At 65.3% G+C, this 25,026-nt stretch carries 19 protein-coding genes and 1 pseudogene; 4 read left to right on the top strand and 16 right to left on the bottom strand.

Going from position 1 to position 25,026, the window contains the following annotated elements:
* Positions 1-138: 138 nt before the first annotated feature.
* The 11 genes from NGK62_RS23995 to NGK62_RS23945 all read right to left on the bottom strand — a co-directional run bounded on the left by NGK62_RS23995 (position 139) and on the right by NGK62_RS23945 (position 11,255).
* Positions 139-648 carry a flavin reductase family protein gene (locus tag NGK62_RS23995; RefSeq protein ID WP_059374187.1) on the bottom strand — a complete coding sequence of 170 codons (510 nt, stop codon included), beginning with the start codon at positions 646-648 and terminating at the stop codon, positions 139-141.
* A 75-nt stretch (positions 649-723) separates the two neighbouring features.
* Entirely contained in the window at positions 724-1,752 is a 1,029-nt protein-coding gene (locus NGK62_RS23990; protein ID WP_118933039.1) for a methionine synthase, read from the bottom strand.
* Positions 1,753-1,778: 26 nt separating this feature from the next.
* Positions 1,779-2,762, bottom strand: a complete 984-nt coding sequence (locus NGK62_RS23985; protein ID WP_251880651.1) for a DUF1852 domain-containing protein — start codon at positions 2,760-2,762, stop codon at positions 1,779-1,781.
* Positions 2,763-2,998: 236 nt separating this feature from the next.
* Positions 2,999-3,889 (bottom strand): LysR family transcriptional regulator, encoded by an 891-nt coding sequence (locus NGK62_RS23980; protein ID WP_059374189.1) that lies wholly within the window; start codon positions 3,887-3,889, stop codon positions 2,999-3,001.
* A 56-nt stretch (positions 3,890-3,945) separates the two neighbouring features.
* Complete coding sequence (locus tag NGK62_RS23975; RefSeq protein WP_251880650.1) at positions 3,946-6,324, bottom strand: TonB-dependent siderophore receptor; 2,379 nt, start codon at positions 6,322-6,324, stop codon at positions 3,946-3,948.
* Positions 6,325-6,563: 239 nt separating this feature from the next.
* On the bottom strand, positions 6,564-7,544 hold the full coding sequence (locus NGK62_RS23970) for a FecR domain-containing protein (RefSeq protein WP_251880649.1): 981 nt from the start codon (positions 7,542-7,544) through the stop codon (positions 6,564-6,566).
* Positions 7,520-8,032 carry a sigma-70 family RNA polymerase sigma factor gene (locus tag NGK62_RS23965; RefSeq protein WP_118932997.1) on the bottom strand — a complete coding sequence of 171 codons (513 nt, stop codon included), beginning with the start codon at positions 8,030-8,032 and terminating at the stop codon, positions 7,520-7,522. Before NGK62_RS23965 ends, NGK62_RS23970 begins: the two co-directional genes overlap by 25 nt.
* Before the next feature lie 156 nt (positions 8,033-8,188).
* Positions 8,189-8,524: a hypothetical protein gene (locus NGK62_RS23960; protein ID WP_251880648.1), complete on the bottom strand. Its 336-nt coding sequence runs from the start codon at positions 8,522-8,524 to the stop codon at positions 8,189-8,191.
* Positions 8,525-9,382 (bottom strand): hypothetical protein, encoded by an 858-nt coding sequence (locus tag NGK62_RS23955; RefSeq protein ID WP_251880647.1) that lies wholly within the window; start codon positions 9,380-9,382, stop codon positions 8,525-8,527.
* Positions 9,383-9,691: 309 nt separating this feature from the next.
* Positions 9,692-10,858, bottom strand: a complete 1,167-nt coding sequence (locus NGK62_RS23950) for an oxidoreductase (protein ID WP_251880646.1) — start codon at positions 10,856-10,858, stop codon at positions 9,692-9,694.
* Between the two features lies 1 nt (position 10,859).
* Positions 10,860-11,255 (bottom strand): RidA family protein, encoded by a 396-nt coding sequence (locus NGK62_RS23945; protein WP_118932999.1) that lies wholly within the window; start codon positions 11,253-11,255, stop codon positions 10,860-10,862.
* Between the two features lie 139 nt (positions 11,256-11,394).
* Between NGK62_RS23945 and NGK62_RS23940 the strand changes: the two genes are divergently transcribed.
* Positions 11,395-12,303, top strand: coding sequence for a LysR substrate-binding domain-containing protein (locus tag NGK62_RS23940; RefSeq protein ID WP_251880947.1), 909 nt, complete (start codon positions 11,395-11,397; stop codon positions 12,301-12,303).
* A 31-nt stretch (positions 12,304-12,334) separates the two neighbouring features.
* Here the strand turns inward: NGK62_RS23940 and NGK62_RS23935 are convergent.
* Positions 12,335-13,026, bottom strand: a pseudogene (locus NGK62_RS23935) (TetR/AcrR family transcriptional regulator).
* Between the two features lie 15 nt (positions 13,027-13,041).
* Between NGK62_RS23935 and NGK62_RS23930 the strand changes: the two are divergent.
* Positions 13,042-14,469 carry an MFS transporter gene (locus NGK62_RS23930; protein ID WP_251880644.1) on the top strand — a complete coding sequence of 476 codons (1,428 nt, stop codon included), beginning with the start codon at positions 13,042-13,044 and terminating at the stop codon, positions 14,467-14,469.
* Here the strand turns inward: NGK62_RS23930 and NGK62_RS23925 are convergent.
* Positions 14,447-15,376: a LysR family transcriptional regulator gene (locus tag NGK62_RS23925; RefSeq protein ID WP_118933001.1), complete on the bottom strand. Its 930-nt coding sequence runs from the start codon at positions 15,374-15,376 to the stop codon at positions 14,447-14,449. The two genes, NGK62_RS23930 and NGK62_RS23925, sit on opposite strands and share 23 nt — an antisense overlap.
* Before the next feature lie 153 nt (positions 15,377-15,529).
* Between NGK62_RS23925 and NGK62_RS23920 the strand changes: the two genes are divergently transcribed.
* A complete protein-coding gene (locus NGK62_RS23920; protein ID WP_251880643.1) occupies positions 15,530-18,112 on the top strand; it encodes a penicillin G acylase in 2,583 nt (860 codons plus the stop codon).
* Here the strand turns inward: NGK62_RS23920 and NGK62_RS23915 are convergent.
* Positions 18,084-21,695, bottom strand: a complete 3,612-nt coding sequence (locus tag NGK62_RS23915; RefSeq protein WP_251880642.1) for an ABC transporter ATP-binding protein/permease — start codon at positions 21,693-21,695, stop codon at positions 18,084-18,086. The genes NGK62_RS23920 and NGK62_RS23915 overlap by 29 nt on opposite strands.
* Before the next feature lie 92 nt (positions 21,696-21,787).
* Between NGK62_RS23915 and NGK62_RS23910 the strand changes: the two genes are divergently transcribed.
* Complete coding sequence (locus NGK62_RS23910; protein WP_059374199.1) at positions 21,788-22,756, top strand: LysR substrate-binding domain-containing protein; 969 nt, start codon at positions 21,788-21,790, stop codon at positions 22,754-22,756.
* Between the two features lie 15 nt (positions 22,757-22,771).
* Here NGK62_RS23910 and NGK62_RS23905 read toward each other — a convergent pair whose 3' ends face one another.
* Together NGK62_RS23905 and NGK62_RS23900 are read right to left on the bottom strand one after the other, a co-directional pair.
* Positions 22,772-23,500, bottom strand: coding sequence for a GntR family transcriptional regulator (locus tag NGK62_RS23905; protein ID WP_251880641.1), 729 nt, complete (start codon positions 23,498-23,500; stop codon positions 22,772-22,774).
* A complete protein-coding gene (locus NGK62_RS23900; RefSeq protein WP_118933004.1) occupies positions 23,497-25,026 on the bottom strand; it encodes an AMP-binding protein in 1,530 nt (509 codons plus the stop codon). Before NGK62_RS23900 ends, NGK62_RS23905 begins: the two co-directional genes overlap by 4 nt.

The following is a 25,026-nucleotide window of genomic DNA, read 5'->3' as shown; positions in this document are numbered from 1 at the left end:
ATCATCCGCATTCTAAGATGAGTCGCGACGCGCCGACAAGAGGCCGGAGAGCAAGGAGCCGGTGGCGGTTCTTCTCGATCCGGCCTGGCAAGGCTCCCGATTGATTGAAGCGTAGAAGAGGGCAGCGGAGGCAAACCTTCAAGCCGCGCCGTGCGCGGCGATGTTCCGATACTGTCCTTTGAAATACAGCAACGGCTGCGTGGAAGCAGCTTCTTGCAGATCCAACGCTTTCACTTCGCCAATCACGATCAGGTGATCGCCTGCGGCGTGTTCGGCATAGATCTCGCAATCAAGCCAGTGCAGGCTGCCGGCGATGATGGGATTGCCGAGCGGCGATTCCTGCCACGCGACTTCGTGCCACTTGTCCGTGCCGCGCTGGGCGAATTGGTTGGAAATCCTGACTTGCTCGTCTGACAGGATATTGACTACGAACCGGCCTGCCCGGCGAATCTTGGGGTAGCTGGCCGAACTGGTCATCACATTGAACGACACCAGCGGCGGATTCATCGAAACGCTATGGAACGACTGGCAGGTGAAGCCTATCGGCTCGCCTTCGATGTGCGACGTTATTACCGTGATGCCGGACGCGTAGTGCCCGAGAGCTTCGCGAAAGCGCCTGGGCTCGATCGCAGTACTGGAAAGTGACATAGTGGGGGTTGAATACTGGGTGCAGCTCGATTTGGTCGCCGCGAGCCGCTCGCGACGACCATTTCCGCCTGGGAATCAGTTCGAGAGTTCTCTGCGGACGATTTCAGCGCCGGCGCTCAAGGCGCTCAGCTTGCCTCGTGCGACTGCGCGGGACAGAGGAGCCATGCCGCAGTTGGTGCAAGGATAGAGCTTGTCGGCATCGACAAATTGCAGCGCCTTGCGCAGGGTGTCGGCGACTTCCTCGGGAGTTTCAATGGTATTGGTCGCCACATCGATGGCGCCGACCATCACCTTCTTGCCCCGAATCAGCTCGATCAGATCCATGGGAACGCGAGAGTTCTGGCATTCCAGCGAGACGATGTCGATACTGGATTTTTGCAGCTTGGGAAAAGCCTCTTCGTATTGCCGCCACTCCGATCCCAGCGTTTTCTTCCAATCCGTATTGGCCTTGATGCCATAGCCATAGCAGATGTGGACGGCGGTTTCGCACTTGAGCCCTTCAATGGCTTTTTCCAGCGTGGCCACGCCCCAATCATTCACTTCGTCAAAGAACACGTTGAAGGCGGGCTCGTCAAACTGGATGATGTCGACGCCAGCAGCCTCCAGTTCCCGGGCTTCCTGATTGAGAATCTTGGCGAATTCCCACGCCAGCTTTTCGCGGCTTTGATAGTGGCCGTCGTAAAGCGTATCGATCATCGTCATGGGACCCGGCAAGGCCCATTTGATCGGTTGCTTGGTCTGCTGGCGCAAGAACTTGGCGTCTTCGACGAACACCGGCTTGCGGCGCGCCACGGCGCCCACGACCGTCGGCACGCTGGCATCGTAGCGGTCGCGGATCCTGACCGTCTTGCGGTTCTCGAAATCAACGCCTTCCAGGTGCTCGATAAACGTCGTCACGAAATGCTGACGCGTTTGTTCGCCATCGCTGACGATATCGATGCCGGCGTGCTGCTGTTCCTGCAGAGACAAACGCAGCGCATCCTGCTTGCCCTCGGCCAAGCCCTCGTCCTGCAATTTCCAGGGAGACCAGAGTTTTTCAGGTTCTGCGAGCCAGGAGGGTTTAGGCAGGCTGCCGGCAGTGGAAGTAGGTAGCAATTTTTTCACAATAGATGCCTTGGTGCTTTTGATGATCAAAGAGGGGTGTTTGCGGACCACTGCTCAAGAATCGCCTGGTATGGTTTGATGAAATGCTCTTCGACAAACCGTCCCTGCTCTATAGCCAGCTGGCTACGCTCCTCTCGGTCATAGACAATCCGGGTCAACGAATAATCCTGGTGCTTCAAACTGGGCTGATAGGATTTTCCGGCCGCGGAATTCGCGTTGTAGATCTCTGGCCGGTAAATCTTCTGGAAAGTGTCCATCGTGCTGATGGTGCTGATGAGCTCAAGATTGGTGTAGTCGCTCAGCAAATCGCCGGAAAAATAAAAAGCCAAGGGCGCGGCGCTGTTCGGCGGCATGAAGTAACGAACCTTCATCCCCATCTTCTTGAAATATTCATCCGTCAGCGAGTATTCATCCTGCTGGTATTCCACGCCCAATACAGGATGCTGATTTTCAGTCCGATGATAGGTCTTGCTGCTGGATACGCTCAGGCATATGACGGGCGGCTTGCTGAAGTGCTCTTTGTAAGTGCTTGAATTTACAAAGCACTTGAACAGCTTGCCGTGGAGGTCTCCAAAATTGTCCGGAGTGCTGAACGTGGCTTGATTCTTGGTGTGTTCCAGCAGCAGCACGCTGAAGTCGTAATCCCGCACATACGAGGAGAAATTATTCCCTACGATGCCTTCAACGCGCTCGTTGGTCTTGCTGTCGACGATGCTGGTCTTCAGTATTTCGATCAAGGGGAGGGCATTGCCGCTGCTTGCGCCGTCTATGCTCATCTCGACGGAAATGATCTCAAGGTTGACGGCATAGCGGTCGCCCTTGGGATTGTCCCAATGCGCCAAGGCATTGAAGCGATTGTCAATCATCCGGAGGGTGTTGCGCAGGTTCTCCTGGCGACTCGTGCCCCTGGCCAGATTGGCGAAGTTGGTCGTGATCCGCGTATTGTCTGAAGGACGATAGTCCTCATCGAAACAAATGCTCTTGATGGCAAATGCAAACTCGTTACTCATGGTGCTCTGCTGCCCTGAATCCTGGATAAAACCCGCGTCTATTTCCTGCTTTTTCAGCGCTGCTTTTTTTATTCAGCAGTCTTGACATTGACGATATAGGAGGCGTAGTTTATGTCGGGCTATCCATGAATAAAAGTGAATTGATCTCATGAAGCCATTAGCTTCATTCATGGATGGATTTGCGGTCGATCGGTCTCGGATCCGACCGCCTGGCGAGCAGACGCTACCGTGAAGAATCAAGCCGCGGCGGGCCTTTTGGCTTGTTCAATGAATGCACGCAGGTAGTCGATTCCCACGTCCGCCTCGCGAGCGCCCAGATAAATGTGCTTGGCAATGCCTTTCTTGCCCAGCCGGACTGGCACCACATTCATGGTGTCCGCGTACTCCAGCACCAGCCAGCGTGGCAACGCCGCCACCCCGCGGCCGCTGGCGACCATCTGCAGCATGATGTCCGTGGTCTCGATGGCCTTGTGCCGCCTGGGCGTGATGCCGGCCGGCGTCAGGAACATGTTGTAGATGTCGAGCCTGTCGACCGGCACCGGATAGGCCACCAGCACTTCGTTGGAGAGTTGTTTGGGGGTGACGTACTCCTCCCGGGCGAGAGGATGGTTGCCAGCGACGACCAGCACCTGTTCGTAGTCGAATACAGGCTCGAACACGAGTCCGGGCTTGTTCAGCGGATCGGGTGTGACCAGCAGGTCGATTTCGTAGCCGAACAGCGCCCCGATGCCCCCGAACTGGAATTTCTGCTTCACATCCACGTCCACATCCGGCCAGGCCGCCAGATACGGGGAGACGATCTTCAGCAGCCACTGGTAGCAGGGATGGCATTCCATGCCGATGCGCAGCGACCCGCGCTCCCCCTGGGCGAACTGGCGCAGACGCTCTTCGGCCAGAGCCAGTTGCGGCAACACCCGGTTGGCCACCGCCAACAGGTATTGACCGGCTTGGGTGAGTCGCAGACTGCGGCCTTCACGCAGCCAGATGTCGGTCCCCAGTTGCTGCTCCAGCTTCTTCATGCTGTGGCTCAGGGCCGACTGCGTCACGTGCAGGACGCCTGCGGCGGCAGTCAGCGAACCCTGCTTTTCGACCTCCTGCACGATGGATAGATGGATACGATCAAGCATGATGAAAATTCATGGTTTATTGAGATAAAACCATTCTACTTAATCGTTTCGCCCTATCAGAAGGTCCCGCGTACCGTCAGCGTCGCGTTGCGCGGTTCACCATAGAAGCTGCCCCATCCCGGCGCGCCTATCGTCTGGTAGTAGGTCTTGTCGAACAGGTTGTTGACGTTCAATGCCGCCGACCAGTTCTTGTTGATCTTGTAGCCGATGCGCGCATTCCAGACGGCGTAAGGCGCCTGCGAGACCCGCACCGAGCGGGTTTCCGTGTAGCTGCCGGTCTGGTAGTTCACGCCGCCGCCCAAGGTCCATGCCGACCATTCGCCGGGCAGGCGGTAGTCGGACCACAGGCGCAGGATGTGCTTGGGCGTTACCGTGCGTCCGAAGTTGGTGCTTGATACCTCGGTGTCGTCCAGGAACTTCAGGGTGTTGAAGGTGTAGCCGGCAAACAGCTGCCAGCCGGGGGCCACCTCGCCGCTGATTTCGGCGTCCACGCCCTGGCTGCGCACCTTGCCGCTGGACAGATAGCAGATGTCGCCCACGGAGCATGCGCTGACCAGGTCTTGCTGGGCGCGGTTCTTCTGGTCGACGCGGAAGAGTGCGACCGAGGCGTTGACCCGGCCGTCGAGCAGCTCGCCCTTGATGCCCGCTTCATAGTTCTTGCCCAGGATGGGGTCCAGTATCTGGCCCGACGCGTCCACGGCGTTCTGCGGTTCGAAGATCTCCGCAAAGCTGACGTAGCCGGACCACTGGGGATTGAAGGCGTAGATCAGGCCGCCGTAGGGCGTAACGACGCCATTTTCCTTGTAGGGGTCGGTGTACTGCTTGCCATCGTCCCGGTACTTGCCGGTGTTTTCGTACCAGCTGACGCGGGCGCCCGCCACCAGCGTCAACGGATCGGCCAACTTGAAGCGGCCGACGCCGTAGACGCCGGTCTGCTTCATCGTGATGACGGTCGCGGCGCCGCGGTAGGCGTTCTCGCGCAGCCAGTCATCGGTGGGTTCGGGCACGTGGTGATCCGGATCCCAGACGTTCACGGCGCGGTTCAGGCGCGCAGTCGCGAAATCGTTCTTGCTGGTCAGTTCGTTGATGCTGGCGCCCACGCTGATCGAGTGCTTGCGGCCCAGCGCCTCAAACGCGCCGTCCACGTCCAGGTTGAGCGCCTTGTTGTGCGTGGAGAAATCGAAGATGCCGGCGTACATCGTCGGCCCGAGCCCGGTGGCCGGATTGACCGCGCCTTCGGTGAAGGCGTATTTGGAATCGTTGGACTCCTGGGTGGAAGTCCCGGTAAGTTTCAGCGACCAGTCCTGGTTGAAGCGGTGCGCGAGTTCGGCGAACACCGTGGTCTGCTTGCCGTTCCAGCGGTTCCAGTCTTGCGAGAGCGAGGTCGAACGCTTCAGCCCGATGTCGTCGCCGTTGGTGTAGTGGGGCAGACCGTGGAAGAACGGCGTGGATCGCAGTTCTTCGTAGCTGATGCCGCCGGTCAAGGTGGTGGCGGGTCCCAGGTCGTAGCTCAGTACGCCGTACAGCACGCCGGTGCGGCTGTCGGCGTTGTCGTAGAAGTATTCCCGGTCGTTGTAGCTGGCCACGGCGCGGCCGCGCAGGGAGCCTGACGCGTTCAAGGGGCCGGTCGCATCGATGTCGGCGCGATAGTTGTTCCAGGAGCCGCCGCTGGCCAACAGCTGCACCTGGTTTTCGGCCAGTGGGCGCTTGCGCACCAGGTTGACCGCGGCGCTGGGCGAACCGGCGCCCTGCAGCAGGCCGGTGGCGCCGCGGATGATTTCCACGCGGTCCAGGATCACGGTGCTGCTGGTGAAGCTGTTGGCCTGGGGGTAATAGAACGCGCGGTTGACGCCGTCGAACTGATAGCTGTCGACCCGGAAGCCGCGCGAGAACACATAGTTTCCGCCCATCGGGCTCTTGTAGAGCGTCATGCCGGTGCTGTTGGCCAGCACGTCGTCCAGCGTGTTGGCGTTCTGGTCGTCCATGCGCTGGCGCGTCACCACCGTGACCGACTGCGGGATCTCTTTCAGGGTCTGCTCGCCCTTGCCTATGGTCACGATCCCGCTGGTATAGCTGCCCGTGCCTTCCGTGACGGCCGGGTCGGCCATGCCCGTCACCGTGACTGGCGCGAGAGTGGTCGCGTCTCCTTGCGGAATGCGGCGCAGGTGATAACCCTCTCCGTTGGCGTTGGCCACGGCTTGCAGGCCCGTGCCTGCAAGCAGGCGCGTGAGGCCCTGTTCCGCGGTGTAGCGGCCCGTAAGCCCTTGCGTCATCACCCCGCGGGTCAGCGTCGGCGACGCGGCCACGGTGATGTTGGCGGCGACTCCGAACTGGCCCAGCGCTTCATCCAGCGTCGTAGGGGCGATGGCGAAAGCGACCCCTTGCGCGGTCGCGGGCTGAGCCCAGGACGCGGCGGGCGCGGCGAATGGAGCCATTGCGGCCAAAGCCAGATGGACGGCAAGGCGCAAGCGCGCCGGACCTGCCCCGGGCGTCTGGGGCGCGGCAAGAGTAGAGGGTGTATGGCGTGCGGCCATGAGGGCTTCCTGGTTCGTCGATGGGTAGGGCCAGACCGCGGGCGCCTCGGGTCTGTCTCTATGTCTAACGAACCACATCCGAAAATCTTCGCTGGCGTTACAAATTTCCCGGGAGAGCGCCCGGGTTGCGGCTCCGCGCGTCAGGCGCGATCGACGCTGACCCAATAGCGCGTGCGGTATCGCAGCCTCAGGTCGAGTACGCCGGCCAGCACTTCCAGAGCCCGGTCGGTGTCGTCGATGCGGAAGGCCCCCGTGACTTCGAGGTCCGCCACCCTGGGGGAGCAGCGCAGGATGCCGACGCGATAGCGTCCCAGTTCCGCGAGGAACTGATCCAGCCGCATGCGGTTCGCGACCAGCATGCCTGCGGCCCAGGCAGGCTCGGTGCCGTCGACCCGGGTTGCGGGAGACAGCGTGCGGTCGTTGAATTCCGCCTGTTCGCCGGCATGCACGGCCCGCCCGGCGGGGTCCACGCGCACAGCCCCTTCAAAGACGGCAAGACGCGTCGAGCCATCGCTGTCGTCCAGTTGGCGCACGGCAAAGCGCGTGCCGAGCGGCGTGAGCAGGCCGTGCCGGGTCTGTACGCTGAAGGGGCGTCCAGCGCCATCCGCGGCCGTCGCGATCAGGATTTCTCCGCTGCGCAGTGTGACGCGGCGTTGCTGCGCGTCGTAGCGCAGCGCCACCGCGGTATCGGTGTTCAGGGTCAGGAGGGTGCCGTCGGGCAGGGTCATGGTCCGCTGCTCGCCGGTGGCGGTGCGATAGACGGTGCTGCCTTCCCACCAGCCCTCGCGCGCGCCTGCCCATGCCAACGTGCCCAGGCAGAAGCCGCCGGCCGCCCATTTCATGACGCTGCGGCGCGAACGCTGTTCGCAGTAGCGCAGGATGGTCTGGCTGGCGGCGCCCTCGGATACTGTGGTGGCATTGATCTCGCGCCCGATGCCCTGGAGGCGTTGCCACGCGAGCTCGTGGCGCACGTCTGCCTGGCGCCATGCCGCACAGGCGGCCTGCGTGGCCGCGTCGGGGGCATCCCCGGTCCGCATCATCCATCGCGCCGCCTGCCTGATGATGTCGGGATGCAGCCGTTCGGCCTGGGCGGCGTTCATGCGTACAGCACCGCGTAGCAATGCTCCCAGGCCTTGACGATGTCGCGCTGCACGGCCGCCACCGAAATATCGAGTTGCCGGGCGATGTCGCGGTAGGGCAGGCCTTCCACCTGCGCCAGCACGAAGACCCGGCGCGCCCGTGGCGGCAACTGCTCCAGCATGCGGCATACGGCGTTCAGCGCTTCCATCACCAGCGCGTGCGTTTCGGGGCTGGGCTCGACGGCCTCGTTGCGCGATGCCAGCGTTTCCAGATAGGCCTGTTCCACGGCGCGGCGGCGCGACTGGTCGATCAGAAGACGCTTGGCGACGGTGGTGAGAAAGCCGCGCGGCTCGGCAAACGCCGCGCGCGACTCGCTGCGCATGACGCGTTCGAAGGTGTCGTGCGCCAGATCCGCGGCGTTTTCGGTATTGCCGCTGAGCCGGCGGCGCAGCATTTGCACGAGCCAGCCGTGATGCTCTCGATACAGGCTGACGAAATCGTCGGAGGAGGCAAAGTCGGCGGGGGGCAAGGGGGGGTTCCGTTCAAATGCTAATGGGAATGATTGCTAATTGTATAGGATCATTGTTCTGGGCATGCCTGGCTTGTATGGTGAGCTTCAAAAGAGTAGGGGCCTGGACATTCCAGGCCCCAACGGTGTAATACGCGTCGGCTGTTGCGGGACGTCTTAGCGCTGTGGGTCGCCGATATCCAACCAACGATCATCGATCTCGATGCGGCCCGCCAGGCGCATGGGATCGTATTGGTCGGAATTCAAGCTGGCTGGCCTGCCGCTGCGGCTGAGAGCCCTAATGGAGCGCCTGTCAGGTTCGCCGGCAGCAGTGCGACTGTAGGCGTAGGCCAGCTCGAGTGCCTCGCTATATGTCTCATAGTCCGAATCGGAGAGCGAGTAGGCGCAGGCATTGTACGAGTCGCCTTCGTTGTCACCTTCGGGGACCGTGACGGCTGCCAGTTTCCTCAGGGATGCGAGCACCTCGCGCAGGGAGGGCTTGGGGATCAACATTCACGGCTCCCTTGAGGTATCAGGCGTGCCGCTGAAGAGCTCAGCAGACCGCTGTTTGAGTTTGCGGTCGAAAGCGGCTACGTCACCGGGAAGGGTTGCCCGGTCGGTGAAGTGGCGCGTTGCCTTTTCCTGATAAGACGAGCCGATCGCATTGCTCAGTACGGTCGTCGAATCGAGTTTCTGATGTATGACGAGCAGCCCGTCCATAGGCTCGATGACCACATCCGGAAAACCACCCCGCAAGGTCAGTAGGGCGGCGTCCTGCCAGTAAGGCGCCATGTCTGCAAGGACTTTTTCATACTCAGCCTGCCTCGCGCCAAAAAGCACAGCGCGTTCCTCGCTAGGGAAGCGGTGAAGGAAGTACGAACGCGACTTTGCCATCGTGACAAAACTGAAGGCGCCGCGCTCCTTGGCAAAGGCATTCGTGCGTTCAAGGATCGCCAAGTACTCATTGAAGTTTGCGTAGCCGTTGAATCGTGCCAACAACTCGATGCGCTTCTGGTTGCCGATACCATTCTGGATCGTTTGCAGCATTGCCTCGTGTTGTTCCAACTCAGCCTGCTCGGTCGCAGAGCGGCGGATGCCCGAGAGAGCCCGGATCGATTCGCTTAGCCTGTACGAAAAGTTCTTGACGCCGGCGATCTCGGCGAAGTTCTCACGGCTTAGAGGCATAGTCTGGTGGCCGTAATAGGCCCAAGACGCCAGTGCCTCGATATCACGCACATCATGAGCCGGTTTTGGCGTTGGAGGCGCGAAACGAAGGTGAGGGATCAATACTTTCGGGAAGACGGACAACGCGCTGGCGATGTCTGCCTTCTGAGCTTCCAATTCGGAAGAAAAGGGGGAAATAAGCGACATGTTGACTCCATAGATGCAGGATTGCTAATCCACACAGTGGTGTGGCATCAAAACATCCGGCAGGAGTCGTGCTGCTTCGGCTCGCCTGCGATTTACGCAGGCGGACAGGCGTCGGAGAGCCAATGAAGAGTATAGCGGGGATTTCGGATTCCAACCACCTTGCCCTACGATGCGCTTGCAGATAGTAGCGGGAGCAAAGACATTGATGACCTATCGCACCCAAGGATTCGGGTCGGTGCGCAGAGACTGCGTCTGCTGGGCCATCGACGGACTCGATGGCCCAGCAAACGTCGCCGTTCGCTGGTCGCTTCATTTGGAACAAGGTCCAAGAACAGGTATCAAGGCTTCCCCACGATGTCGCGCCGCATTGGCCAGGTCCGCAATCGGCGCCAGCAGCCCCCGATCAAAACTCTCCAGCGCCGCGCCCGCGCGCAATCTTGCAGGCCAATCGGAATGCGTCAGCGCGCCGCGTCCGAGCGAGACGAAGTCTGCCTCCTGCCGCGCCATCATCCCGCCGGCCGCCATCGGGTCATGCAGCGACCCGTTGGCCAGTACCGGGACCGCAACGTGCTGCCGCGCCAATGCCGCGAGGCTTGGACCCTGATCTCCAAAAGCCGGACGCCAAGCCTCGAACTCGGTCGTGTGCAGGTAGTCGATGGGCTGCGCGCCCAGCGTGCGGTAGATCTGCGCCGCATCGGCCTCGCCGCCTTCCCACTTGTGGCTGAAGTCATTGACCTTGCCCTGCGAGCTGCGCACGCCCACGACATAGCGCGGTCCCGTAGCCCGGCGCACGGCCTGGATGACCTCCACCGTCAAGCGCAGCCGGTTGTCCAGGCTGCCGCCATAGCGGTCCGCGCGCAGATTGGTGTAGCTGGTGAGGAACTGGTCCAGCAGGTAGCCGTTGGCGCCGTGGATTTCGACGCCGTCGAAGCCGGCCTCCTGCGCCCTGCGCGCAGCCTGGGCAAAGCCGTCGATGGCCTCTGCGATGTCCTTGTCCGACATGGCTTCAGGCATCCGGTACGGCCCGTCGCCCCTATAGAACGCCATTTGCTGTCCCTTGGGCTGTACGGCCGACGGACCCTTGGTCGTGCCGCAATGAGGATTGCCCTGCGACAGCGCGCCCGCATGCATAAGCTGCGCGATGATGCGGCCGCCGTGCGCGTGCACGCGGTCGACCACGGTGCGCCAGGCGTCGCGCTGCGCGTCGTCGGTCAGGCCGGGCTGGAACAGGTAGCCCTGCGCATGCGCCCGGTCGGTGTAGATGCCCTCGGTGATCACCAGGCCGAAGCCGCCGGCCGCGAAGGCTTGGTAGTAATCGGCCATTTGCGACGTGGCGCGGCCATCTTCCGTGGCGCTGACTCGAGTCATGGGGGCGACGGCGAGACGATTGGCCAGGGTCAAGCCCCTTTCCAGCTGTAGCGGCGTGAACAGTCCGACCTGCGCAGCATCGTTCGTACGATAGTCGAGCGCGCCCATGTCAACGGCCCTCCTGCGGACGCACGGCGGCGATGGCCTCGATCTCGATCATGGCGGCCGGGTCGTAGAGCGCCTTGATCTCGGCGATCGTGTCGGCGGGGTAGGGGGCCGAGAAGTGGCGGCGGCGCAGCGTGACCACGTCCTGGAAGTGCCCCATGTCGGTGACGAAGATGGTGACCTTGATGACGTCCTTCAGGCTGGAGCCGCCGGCTTCCAGCGCGCGGCGCAAGTTCAGGAAGGCTTGTTCGCCTTGAGCCAGAAAGCCGCCCTCGACGATCTTGCCGTCATCGCCGGCGCCCGCCTGGCCGGAGATGAAAAGCAGGTTGCCGAACTGGATGCCCTGCGACAGCAGGAAGGGTTCGTAGTTGTCGGGCTGGGTGACGACGCGCTGTAGCATGATGCGATTTCCTTCATTTATGGTTTGGAGGTGAATCAGCGCGAAAATCGCTGACCCATGTCGTAAATGTAGGAATATGCGGGCATGCTGACAAAGGTTCATTTATCAGCTATAAGATGAGAAAATCTCATCCATGATCATGCAACGCCGATCTCTTCCGCTCTCCGGACTGCGCGTATTCGAGGCCGCCGCGCGCCTGGGCAGTTTCAAGGCCGCGGCCGAGGAACTGGCCGTGACGCCGACCGCCGTCAGCCATCAGATCCGCGCGCTGGAAGCGCAGACCGGGCTGGTGCTGTTCGACCGCCACGTGCGCAGGGTGTCGTTGACCGAGGCGGGCGCGCAGCTCTATCCCGTGCTGCGGGATGGCTTCGATGCCTTCGAGGCGGCGCTGGCGCGCCTGACGCAGCAGCGCACGCGGATGCAGGTGAGCATCTCCGCGACCAACGCCTTCACGGTGAAGTGGCTGGTGCCGCGAATGGCGGATTTCCGCGGCAAGCATCCCGGCATCGACCTGCAGCTGCAGGCCAGCGACGACGTGGTCGATCTGCGATCGGCCGCGGTCGACATCGCGATCCGCTATGGCCGCGGGCCGTATCCGGGCCTCGTCGCGCAGCCGCTGTTCACGGACCGGTTCGCGCCCGTGGCGAATCCGCGGCTGGGCGTGGCCTCACCGGACGATCTGGCCGGCGTGCCGTTGATCCGTTTCAACTGGAAGCGGTCCCATCCGGACAATCCGACCTGGGAGCGCTGGTTCGAGGTTGCGCGCCGTTCCCTGCCGCGGCAGGCGAGCCAGCTGCGCTTTTCCGATGAGGGCCATGCCATACAGGCGGCGGTGGCCGGCCATGGCGTGGCGCTGGTCAGCCTGGCGTTGATAGCGGAAGAGCTGGAAGCGGGCCATCTGGTGCAGCCCTTCGGCCCGGTGATCGCCGGGCATACCTACCATCTGGCCATGCCCGCCGACCGGCCGCCCTCGGCGCCTGTCCAGGCCGTGGCGCAATGGTTGCGCATGCAGGCGGCGGCGCACGAGCCGGGTCGCAAGAAAGCGTAGGCGGGCTGATCGGGAGCCTGGTTCGCGGTTGTCAGCGAGCCGCTTTTGCAAGCACTTCCATGGCGGCTGCCTTGGCGCGGCCGAACTCCGCATGGTCGTCCATTGACGCGGCGACGTTGGCGTATGCCTGGTAGGCCAGTAGCTCCATGACCAGTTTCGCCTCGTCGGCGTCGGCCGCGATTTGCCCTTGCGCCCGGGCTTCGCGGATCAATTCGTGAAGACGCGCGCGTCCTGCCTCGCGGTATTGCTGGATGGCGTCGCGCAGGGGGCCGGGACGCGCACGATATTCGCTGCTTACCGCAGTGATGACGCAGCCGCCCGGCAGTTGGCGGGTCTCCACGAAGTCGAACCAGCCGGTCATCAGGGCGCGCAGCCGCGTCAGCGGCGTGCGCTTGCGCATGGCCGGTTCGACGACCTGGGTCTGGTACAGGCCTATCGCATGGGCCAAGGCCGCCAGTTGCAGGTTTTCCTTGTCGCCGAACAGAACCTGAAGATTGCTTTTCCCCACTTCGGCCATGTCGGCCACCTGGCCGAAGGTGAGGCCGCCCAGTCCTTCGACGGAGAGGAGCTTTACGGCTTCGTCCAGCACGCGGGTGCGCGCGCGCTCGCCGCGCAAGCGGCGGCCATCGGTTGGGGGAGAGGGGGGCAACGGGTTCATCGGACCTTGTTTTTCTGCTTGCGCGGGTTTCATTCTTTCACGATACTATAAATACGATCGTACATATATAAATGTAAAGAATGAACCCTGAATCCGCGTTGCAAGCTGAAAAGAACCACCCCTGGCGCGCCCTCGCGGTGCTGTTGACGGGCAACTTCGTGACGATCCTGGATCTCTTCATCGTCAATGTCGCGTTGCCCAGCATCCAGAGCGGCTTGTCGGCATCCGATACCGATCTGCAGCTGATCGTGGTGGCTTACGCATTGGCTTATGGCCTGTGCCTGATCAATGGCGCGCGTTTGGGCGATCTGTTCGGGCGGCGGCGCTTGTTCCTGGCCGGCATGGGGCTGTTCACCGTGGCTTCGGCGCTATGCGGGGTGGCGGTCACGCCGTGGCAGCTCATCCTGGCGCGCGCCTTGCAGGGCGTGGGGGCGGGCGTGCTGATGCCGCAGGTGCTGGCTTCGATCAGGGTGGTGTTCGAGGGCGAGGCGCGCAGGCGCGCGTTCGGCATCATGGGCGCGGTGCAGGGCGTGGCCGCAAGCATCTCGCAGCTGCTGGGCGGCATGCTCATCACGCTGAATCCGCTGGATCTGGGGTGGCGGCTGGTGTTTCTCATCAACGTGCCGATAGGCATTGCCGCGTTGCTCGCGGGGCGCCGGGCGCTTCCCGAATGGCGCGCGCCGGTTCCGACGCGGGTGGACCTGCGCGGCGCGCTTGCGGGCGCTGCCGGGCTGGCCCTGATCCTGGTGCCTGTCATGGAGGGACGAGAGCATGGCTGGCCCTGGTGGTCGCTTGCCGGGCCTGTGCTGGCGTTGGGCGTGCTGGCGTATTTCGTCCGCTATGAGAAAACGCTGGCCCGGCGCGGTGGCGTGCCTGTGCTGGATATGGCGCTGTTTGCCAACCGGCCATTCGTGGCTGGCATAGGCGCGGTGTTCTTCTTTTTTTCAGCCATCAGTTCGTTCTTCTTCGCGTTGACGCTGCTGTTGCAGTTCGGGCTCGGATTCGCGCCGCTGGCGGCGGGCGCCGTGTTCACGCCTTCGGCGCTGGCGTTCTTTGGCGCGTCGCTTGCCGGTCCGAAACTGGCCGCCCGCCACGGACGCGGGGCGCTGCTGTTCGGTGTACTGGTCTTCACCGCGGGCTTGGCGCTGTCTGCGGTTACCGCCGCGACGCAGCCCCAGAACCTGGCGCTGCTGGTGGCCTCGCTGGTGCTGAATGGCGCAGGGCAAGGGCTGGTGATCCCGCTGGCATTCAACGCCATTCTGGGTTCGGTGCGGGAGGAGCAGGCCGGCATGGCTTCCGGCATGCTCAGCACCTTGCAAGTCGTGGGGACGTCCACCGGCGTGGCGGTGGTGGGCGGCGTTATCTTCACAATGCTCGAGGCCGCGGGAAGCCTGTCCGCCGGCGATGGCGCATCGGTCCATGGGCGGGCGCTGGCGGCGGCCATGCTTTACAACATTGCCGCCGCGCTGCTCAGCCTCGTCCTTTTCAGGCTGGCGACGCGCCGATAGGCGCCAAGAATCCGTCCCAGCATTCCCGGGTGAACTCATACAACGCATCCTGCGCCGTCAACGGCGTGCGCCCTGCCAGCCGGGCCAGCGCGTAGTGTCCCTGGCGCTGCGGGTCGGACGGGATCGGCACTTCGACCAGCAGGCCGGCTTCCTGCTGCTGGCGCGTGACGCAGATCACGCCCAATAGCAAGGCGTCCGTGCGCAGCGCCAATTCCACCAGCGCGTCCAGATTCTCGCAGCGGTGCGTGACCATTTGTTCCGGCGCGCCGCCTGGCCCCAGGGTTTCCGCCAGCCGCAGCGAGACTTCCGGGCTGAGAGTGGTGGATGCCACGGGGTATTGGCGGATTTGTTCTATGCCTGGCCGCTTGTGGGCGAGGATGGGATGGCCCTTGCGGCAGACCAGGCCCGCGCGCAGCGCAGGCAGGGCGCGGGTTTCCAGGTCGGCCGCGTCATACAGCATGCGGGCGTCGCAGACCATGGCGTCGATGCGTTCGTCGCGCAGCATTTCCAGCAAGGCGGCGGTGGCGCCCAGTTCGACGCCCACGCGCACCTGGGGGTGGCGCTCGGCCATGTGGGCCAGGAAGGGCGACAGCAGCAGGGACGCGGGCGCCGGGCTCAGCCCGATGGACAGCGTGCCCGATTCGCCGCTATGCAGGGTTTTCAGTTCGCGCTGCAGCTCGGCTTCCTCGAAGCGCATGCGGCGCGCGCGTTCGGCCACGCAGGCGCCGTAGGGCGTGAGGCGCACGCGGCGGGTGCCGCGGTCGAGCAAGGGGAGGCCTAGTTCGGCTTCGAGCGCCTGGATGCTGCGGCTGAGCGCTGGTTGCGACAGATTGACCGCCTCTGCGGCGCGCGAGTAAGTGCCGTGTTCGACCACCGCCAGCAGGTGTTTGAGTTTCTGAAAATCCATGCTCAGGCCGCATAAATACTATGAAATAAATGCATTGGAATTATAGATAAGCTGTTCGTATCATGGTCCGCAGACGGCGCCCGCAGAGGCCCCGCACACCGCGTCCGGGACTCGCACCGCGGCGCGGCTCGTCAAATACGGAGACAGATTCGAATGAAGCAGCACTTGTTGTCGGCCGCCATCCTGGCGGCCTGCGCGGCCATGGGCGCTCAAGCCCAGGCCCAGGAAGTCCAGCAGAACGCGCAGAAGCAGTCCCAGGCCGCGATGCGCCCGGCGGGCGCGGCCAGCGGCCAGGTCACGATACGGCGCGACGGCTATGGCATGCCGCACGTCTACGCCAACACCGTGTACGGCATTTTCTACGGCTATGGCTATGCGGTGGCGCAGGACCGCCTGTTCCAGATGGAAATGGCGCGGCGCAGTACCCAGGGCCGCGTGGCCGAGGTGTTGGGCCAGTCCATGGTGGCGTTCGACAAATCCATCCGCGGCAATTTCTCGCCGGAGCGCATCCAGCGCCAACTGGCCGCGCTGCCGGCATCCGAGCGCCAGATCCTGGACGGCTATGCGGCCGGCATGAACGCCTGGATCGCGCGGGTGCGCGCCGAGCCCGGCAGCCTGATGCCGAAGGAGTTCAACGATCTGCGCTTCCAGCCCGCGGACTGGACGGCCTATGACGTGGCGATGGTGTTCGTGGGCACGATGGCCAACCGCTTCTCCGATGCCAATAGCGAGATCGACAACCTGGCGCTGCTGACCGCCCTGAAGGACCAGCATGGCGACGAGCGCGCCATGCAGATCTTCAATCAGCTGCGCTGGATGACCGACAGCCGCGCGCCGACCACCGTGCCCGAGGAAGAGGGCGTGTACCGGCCCGATGGCGCCAAGCCCTCCGCCAGGCTGTCCTATGCGCTGCCGCGCTACGACGGCACGCCGCCCATGCTGGAACGCGTGGCGCGCGATCCGCAGACGCGCGGCGTGCTGGACGAGGCGCCCGCGGCCGCGTCGGCGCGCCTGCTGGCGCAGTTCGCGGAATCGGGGCAACCCGGCATCGCCGGTTTTCCGACCACCAGCAATATGTGGATCGTGGGCCGCGACCATGCCAAGGACGCCCGTTCCATCCTGCTGAACGGGCCGCAGTTCGGCTGGTGGAATCCCGCCTACACCTACGGCATCGGCTTGCATGGCGCGGGCTTCGACGTGGTTGGCAACACGCCGTTCGCCTATCCCAGCATCCTGTTCGGCCACAACGCGCACGTGACCTGGGGCTCGACCGCGGGCTTTGGCGACGACGTGGACATCTACGCCGAAAAACTCGATCCGAACGACCGCACGCGCTACTTCCACGACGGCGTCTGGAAGACGCTGGAAAAGCGCACCGAGCTCATCGAGGTCAAGGATGGGCAGCCGGTGGTGATGGACGTGTACCGCACGGTGCACGGCATCGTCACCAAGTTCGATGACAAGCAGCACGTGGCCTATGCCAAGGCGCGCGCCTGGGAAGGCTTTGAGCTGCAATCGCTGATGGCCTGGACCCACAAGGCGCAGTCGCGCAATTGGGACCAGTGGAAGCAGCAGGCGGCGCGCCATGCGCTGACCATCAATTGGTACTACGCCGACGACAAGGGCAATATCGGCTACGCGCACACGGGCTTCTATCCCAAGCGCCGTCCGGGCCACGATCCGCGCCTGCCCGTGCCGGGCACGGGCGAGATGGACTGGGACGGCATGCTGCCGTTCTCGACCAATCCTCAGGTCTACAACCCGCGCCAAGGCTTCATCGCCAACTGGAACAACCAGCCTATGCGCGGCTATCCGTCCACCGACCTGTTCGCCATCGTGTGGGGCCAGGCCGACCGCTACGCCGAGATCGAGACCCGCCTGAAAGCCATGACGGCCAATGGCGGCAAGGTCAGCGCGCAGCAAATGTGGGACCTGATCCGCACCACCAGCTATGCCGACGTGAACCGGCGCCACTTCCTGCCGTTCCTGCAGCAGGCGGTGCAGGGGCTGCCGGCGGACGATGCGCGAGCCAGGCTGGTTGCGGGGCTGGCGTCCTGGGACGGCATGGGCACGAGCGACAAGCAGGCCGGCTATTACGACAACGCGGGGCCTGCCGTGATGGACGCCTGGCTGCGCGCCATGCTCAAGCGCACGCTGGCCGACGAGATGCCCGCGGACTTCTTCAAGTGGTACAGCGCCACCGGCTATCCGACGCAGGCGGCACCCGCCACGGGATCGGTCAACTTGACGGTGGGGGTGAAGGCGCTGTTCAACGCGCTGGCCGGCCGCGATTCGGGCGTGCCGCAGAAGTACGACTTCTTCAACGGCCAGCGGCCGCAGGACGTGAGCCTGGCCGCGCTGGATGATGCGCTGGCGGCGTTGCAGAAGGCCTACGGCCAGGATCCGGCAAGCTGGCGCATACCCGCGCCGCCCATGGTGTTCGCGCCCAAGAACTTCCTGGGCGTGCCGCAGGCGGACGACAAGGCGGTGCTGAGCTTCCCGGCCACGCAGAACCGCGGCACCGAGAACAACATGACGGTGTTCGACGGCCAGGGCGTGCGCGCGGTGGACGTGGTGGCGCCGGGGCAGAGCGGTTTCGTCGCCCCGGACGGCACGCCGTCGGCCCACACCCGCGACCAGTTCGACCTGTACACCAGCTTCGGCAACAAGCGGGTCTGGTTCACGGACGCGGAAGTGCGCGCCAACGCTAAGTCGGTAGAGACGTTGCGCTATTGACGGCGTAGCCGCCCTGGTGGCTGGCCAGGCGCGCATAGACCCCTTGCCGCTTGAGCAACTGGTCGTGCGTGCCGGCCTCCGCCAGCGTGCCGCGTTCCAGCACCAGGATCAGGTCGGCATCGCGTATCGTCGACAGGCGGTGCGCGATGACCAGCGTGGTGCGGTGGCGCATCAGCACGTCCAGCGCGCCGCGTACCTGCATTTCCGATAGCGTGTCCAGGTGCGAGGTGGCTTCGTCCAGGATCAGCACGGGGGCGTTCTTCAGGAAGGCGCGGGCAATCGAGATGCGCTGGCGCTGGCCGCCCGACAACTGCATGCCGCGTTCACCCACGCGCGTCGCCAGGCCCTCTGGCAGAGCGCGCACGAAGTCCGCCAGCGCGGCTTGCTCCAGCGCGCGCGCCAGGTCCGCGGGGCTGGCTTCGGGCCGGGCCAGCCGGATGTTGCCTTCCAGCGTGTCGTTGAACAGATAGGTGTCCTGCGTCACCAGCGCCACGCGCTCGCGCAGGCCGTCGAGCTGCAGTTCGCGCAGGTCCACGCCATCGAGCTTGACCTGTCCCGCGCGCGGATCCCAGAAGCGCAGCAGCAGGCTGGCCACCGTGCTCTTGCCCGCGCCCGATGCGCCCACCACCGCCACGGTGGCGCCGGCCGGCACCTTGAAGCTCAGGTCGCGCAAGGTGTCCGCGTTCTTGCCCGGATAAGCGAAGCTGACGTGCTCGAAGGCCAGCGACAGGCCGTGGGCGGAGACGGGGGCCGGCAGCGGTCCGTCCGTCACCGGTTCCGGTTCGTTGGCGACCACGTGCAGGCGGCGGGTGGCGGCGATGGTGTCCGCCAATTGCCGGCTGACCTGCGAGATCTCGGACACGGGCAGGAAAGTAGCCAGCGCGATCAGCACCAACAGGGGCAGCATGCCGGCCGACAGCGCGCCGGCCGATACCTGCAGCGCGCCCACGACGGCCACCGCCAGGCCGCCCAGGCCCATCGCGATTTCAAAGCCCGCGGTCTGGCGCGACAGGTCGTCCAGGATGTCCAGGCGGCGGGTGCGGTAGCGGTCCGCCACGCGCAGGAATTCATCGCGCCGGCGGCCGGTGGCCTGGAAGGCGGTCAGGTCGGCCAGGCCCTGGATGGTGTCGGTGGTGTGCGCGCTCATCTCGCCCAGCGCCTCGCGCGCCTTGTCGCCCAGCGCGTCGACCTTGCGGCGTCCGCGCACCGGCGACACCAGCGCATAGGCCAGGAAGGGCAGCAGCGCCAGCGCCACCGGCCAGCTGTAGACGCCCAGGAAACCCAGCACGGACAGCGGCACCAGCACCGAGACGATGGCGGGAGCGATGGTGTGGGCGTAGAAGTACTCCACCATTTCCACGTCCTGGGTGGCCAGTGCCACCAGGTCGCCGGAGCGGCGCTGCAACAGGTAGGCCGGCGCCAGGCGCTCCAGCTTGTCGTAGAGCTTGACCCGCATGTCGGCCAGCAGCTGGTACGCCATGGCGTGGGCCAGCCAGGACTCCAGCCAGTGGAACAGCGCGGCCAGGGGCGCTGCGACCAGCAGGCCGGCGATCAGGGCCGAATAGTCGCGGCCGTCGCGGATGGCGGCGACGATCAGCGCGCTGAACACGCCCACGCCGATGTAGGCCGCGACCCGCGCCACGCCCAGCAGGATCGTGGCGGTCAGCGTGCCGCGCCAGGGCCGCACCACTGAAAGCAGGGTGCCGAGCGTGGCGCGCCAGCCGACCTGCACCGCGTCCGCGTCCAGCGCGCGCAGGGCCGGGCCTTGTCCGCCGGATTCCTGAGCGGGATCATCGCGGTCCGTCGTCTGCGCAGGGGCGGCGGCGGCCGGGGCGGCGGATCCCGCCGACGGATTGCGGTGCGCGGCCGCCTGTTCGTGCATCAGGCGGTAGTACAGGCCGCCTTGCCGCATCAGTTCCGCATGGGGGCCTTCTTCCGCGACGCGGCCCTGGTCCAGCACCAGGCAGCGGTCGGCGCCGATGACGCTGGCCAGGCGGTGCGCCAGGATCAGCGTGGTACGGCCGGCCATCAAGCGGTCCAGCGCCTGCTGGATCAGCGCCTCGTTTTCGGTGTCCACCGACGACAGCGCCTCGTCCAGGATCAGGATGGGCGCGTCGCGCAGCAGCGCGCGGGCGATCGCCACGCGCTGGCGCTGGCCGCCGGACAGCTGCAGGCCGCGCTCGCCGATGCGGGTGGCGTAGCCCTCGGGCAGCGCCATGATGAAGTCGTCGATATTGGCGGCGCGGGCGGCGGCGCGCACCTGTTCGTGGGTCGCGTCGGGGCGGCCCAGCCGCAGGTTGTCGTCGATGGTGCCGTGGAACAGCGTGATGTCCTGGCTCACCAGCGCGATGTGCGACAGCAGCGCCTGCGTGTCGAGTTCGTTCACGTCATGGCCGCCGATGCGGATGCGGCCGGACTGGGGCACGCATTCGCGCAGCAGCAGGCGCACGATGGTGGACTTGCCGGCGCCGCTGGGGCCGACCACGCCGACGCGTTCGCCCGCCGCGATGCGGAAGCTCAAGCCCTGGTGGGCGCGGCGCTCGGGCGTGTAGGAAAACGCCACGTTGTCGAATTCGATGGTGGGCGCGAGCCGGCCGGGCGTCTTGCCGCCGGCCTCCGGCGCGGGCGTCAGCGGCTGCGCGTCCGTCAACGCATGGATGCTGGCGGCGGCCGATTGGCCCAGCATGCCCCGGTGCAGCACCGAGCGCAGGTCGCGCAGCGGGCGGAAGATCTCGGTGCCGGCCATCAGCACGATCAGCAGGGCCTCCACGCTCATGTCGCCGTGGGCCACGCGCCAGGCGCCCAGCGTCAGAGCCAGCGCCGCGCCCAGGGCCACGCCCAGGTCGCTGATGCCGCGCGTCAAGAGGCTGACCGACAGCACCCAGAAGGTGTTGTCCGACAGGCTGAGGGCGCGGGCCGCCAGCCGCTGGCCCCAGGCCTTGCCCTGGCCATAGGACTTCAGCGTGGGCAGGCCCTGCACGGCGTCCAGGAAGTCCTCGCCGAAATCGTTCAGGGACTTGCTGCGGGCCAGGCTGGCGCGGCGGTCCAGCATGTGCACCGCCATCGGCCCGAACAGCGCGAACAGCGCGGCCGCCAGGAACACCAGCGCGGTGGGCACGTCCCAGAACGCGATCACGGCGAAGATGGCGAAGGGCGCCGCGGCGGCGATCGCGACTTGCGGCAGGTATTGGCCGAAGAAGGCTTGCAACTGCTCGACCCCGTCGACCACCGTCAGCATCACGCCGCCCGTGCGCTGGTTGGCGAACCAGGCCGGGCCCAGGCTCACGATGCGGTCATAAAGTCGGGCGCGCAGCGCATGCTGCACGGTGGCGGCGCAGCGGTTGGCCTGCACAGTGCGCCAGTGGTCCAGGAAGGCGCGCAGCAGCACCATGGCGGCGGCCCACAGCGCGGGGGCGAGCCAGTCCTGCCAGGGGGCGCCGTCGAACACGCGGGCCAGCAGCTGGCCCAGGAACACGTAGCGGGCGATGCCGGCGGCCAGGGCCAGCAGGCCCAGGCAGATGCCGCCCGCCATGCCGGCGCGCAGGCCCGCCGTCAACTGCCAGAGGCGCGAATCGAAATACATAGCAAACTCCTTTCAGTGCTTGCATGGTCCCCGATCCCGCGACCCGGCGAAAGCGATAGTTTTTCAATCTAGGGTTGAGCTAGACTTGACCCATGGCCGATCTCCCCAACCACACGCCGCCCCTGGCGGCCTTGCGCGCCTTCGAGGCCGTCGCCCGCCTGGGCAGCCTGAGCCGCGCCGCCGCCGAACTCCACGTCACCAAAAGCGCCGTCAGCCATCAGCTGCGGGCGCTGGAGGCGGATCTGGGGGTGGCGCTGCTGCGCCGCGGCGGCACGGTACGCCGCGCCGAAACCACCGCGGCGGGCGCGGATCTGCTGGCGTCGGTGCAACAGGCCTTGACCCTGTTGGAGACCGCCTGCCGCAACGTGCGGGCCTCGGCCCGCGGCAAACGGCGCAATACCCTGAACGTTTCCGCCAACCCGTCGCTGGCCGCCATGTGGCTGGCGCCGCGCATCGGACGTTTCATCGAGCTGCACCCCGGCATCGACATCCAGGTGTACCTGCACGCCAGCCAGGACCCGGCCTGGAAAAGCCAGGACATAGACCTGGCGTTCCTGCACGTGCGCGCCATGGGGCCGCATATCGCGGAACCCGGCGACATTCCGCTCATGACCGAAACGGTGGTGCCGGTTTGCAGTCCGTCCCTGGTCGATCCGGCCGAGCGCGGCGATCCCGCCGTGTTCCTGCGCCATCGCTGGCTGGAGGAAAAGCACGTGGACAGCCCCGAGACCGACTGGCGCACCTGGAGCCCGCGCCTGGGACTGGCCGAATCGGACTGGCAGGAGCCCATGGTGCTGAGCGGCCTGAGCACGGTCGCCGCGGCCGCGGCCGCCGGCGTCGGCATCGCGCTGGGCCGCGCGCCGCTGATCGACGAGGAACTGGCCAGCGGCCGGCTGGTACCCCTGGTGCCGCAGCTGCGCATGGCAGGCTCCTGGGGCTACGTGATGCGGATCCAGGCCAACCGGCCGATGGACGCCGCCTTGCCGACGCTGGTGGAGTTCCTGGCGGAAGAAGGGCGCAGCACCGGCGCCTGGCAGAACCTGGCGGACGCGGGGCGTTGAGCCCGCGTCCGGGCGTCAGTCCGCGCTGCCCCGCCCGCGCGGCGGAGAGCTGATGGTGACCGCCGAGGTGACGATCAGCTCCATCAGGATGTTGCGCGCGAGGTTTTCGGCATAGTCGTTGCGCGCCTCCGCCGTGGCGATGGCGCGTTCGACCGACCCCTCCACGATGGCGTTGATCTGCTGGATGTGCAGCTCGCAGATCTGCACCAGGTCCGGGTGGCGCTTCTGGTGGAAGTACAGGAAGCGCCGCGCCAGCGTCTGCAGCATGGCGTGGAACTCGGCCGCGTAGCTGTTGCGCGAGGCGACGCCGATCTGGCTGGTCAGGCTGAAATGCAGGCGCATGTACATGCGCATGTCGTTGACCGCCTTCAGGTCTTCGAGCTCCCGGGCCAGGCGCGCCAGTTCGGCGCGCTCGCCGTCGTCGGCCCACTGCGCCGCCTGCGCCACGATCAGCCGTTCGATCTCGCGGCGCGCCTGGATGATCTTCAACTGGCCTTGGTAGTCGATCTCGGAGATGAAGATGCCTTGGCGCGGGGCGATTTCCACCAGGCGCTGGAACGCCAGCTTCTGCAGGGCGTCGCGCACCGGCGAGCGGCCGATCCCGACGCGTTCGCTCAGGGTGGTTTCCGACCACTGGCTGCCGGGCGGCAGTTCGCCGGTGACGATCATTTCCTCCAGGGCGCAATAGGCCTTTTCGGTCTGGCTGACAGCGGTGCGGCCAAAGAGGGGGAAAGCTTGGGTCATGGAGTCGGAAGCGCGCGTTGTTGAAGTTCGCGTTTTAACACTTTGCCGGTGCTGTTTTTCGGCAATTCATCCAGAAAGACATAGCGCTTGGGGCGCTTGAAGCGCGCGATGGATTCCAGGCACAGCCGGTCCAGGTCCCTGTCCGAGGCCTGGGCGCCGGGCTTCAACACCACGAAGGCCAGCACCGACTCGCCCCATTCGGGGTCGGGGCTGCCGACCACCGAGACTTCCTGCACGGCGTCGTGGCGCATCAGCGCCTCTTCGACCTCGCGCGGATAGATGTTGGTGCCGCCGCTGATGATGACGTCCTTGGAGCGGTCTTTCAGGTGCAGCAGGCCGCGCTCGTCCAGGATGCCGATATCGCCCGTGTGCAGCCAGCCGCCGGCCAGCGTGTCGGTGGTGGCGCGCGGATTGTTCCAGTAGCCCTGCATGACCGTTGGTCCGCTGACGACGACTTCGCCCAATTCGCCAGGGGCTGCGGGCCGGCCGGATGCCTCGCGGATTTCGACGTCCATGGCCGACTGGATGTATCCCACCGAACCCAGCAGCGCGTCATCGTTGCGAGCTACCGCGTCGGCAATCTGGGTCGCGGACAGGGCCGAGATCGACATGGGGCTTTCACCCTGTCCGTAGATCTGCGCCACGCGCGCGCCGTAGCAGGCCACCGCGTCCTTGATGTCCTCGATGTAGAAGGGCGCGCCGCCCACGATCAGCGTGCGCAGACCGGGGGGCGCGCCGCCCGCCAGGCGGGCGTGGCGCACCATGCGCTGCACGATGGTGGGCGAGGCGAACAGGCTGACATTGCGGTAGTGCGTCAGCAGCCCTGATAGTTCGTCTTCGTCCAGGCCGCCGCTGTCCGGCACGATCTGCAGGGCGCCGTGCAGCCAGTACGGAATGCTGTAGAGGCCGCCGCCATGCGACAGCGGCGCCACGTGGACCATGGCGTCGCCAGGCTGTACCGACTGCACGTCGGCATAGAAGTTCAGGCACATGCCGAACAGGTTGGCGTGGCTGAGCATGACGCCCTTGGGCTTGCCGGTGGTGCCGCTGGTATAGAACAGCCAGGCCAGGTCCTGCGGCGGACGCGTTTCCAGGGGCAGCCGGGGACCCAGGGCGCCGGCCGCGTAGTCGGCCGATTCCACGTCCACCACGCGCGTCGCGGGCAGGCTGCGAGCGACGGGCGCCAGCGCCTGCAGCAATTCGCCTTGCGACAGGCACAGGCGCGCATCGCAGTCGCGCAGGATGTACTCGAGTTCGTTGGGATGCAGCTTGGCGTTGACCGGCACGGCGCACAGGCCGGCGTGCCAGATGGCGAGCATCGATTCGATATAGCTGGGGTGGTTGCGCAGCGCCAGCATGACGCGCTGGCCGGGCGCCAGGCCCAGCGGGCCGCGCAGCCAGCCGGCCAGCGCCTGCACCCGCGCCTGGAGCTGGGCGTAGCTGAGGGGATCGCGGGTGCCAGCGGCCAGCGCCGGCTGGTCGGCATAGGTGGTGGCGCTGCGGTGAAAGAGAGAGCTGAGATGCAT

Origin of the sequence: Achromobacter sp. Marseille-Q4954 (assembly GCF_943737025.1) — a bacterium.
In the GTDB taxonomy this organism is placed as follows: Bacteria; Pseudomonadota; Gammaproteobacteria; order Burkholderiales; family Burkholderiaceae_B; genus Achromobacter; species Achromobacter bronchisepticus_A.
This window is presented reverse-complemented; position numbering and strand designations above follow the sequence as displayed.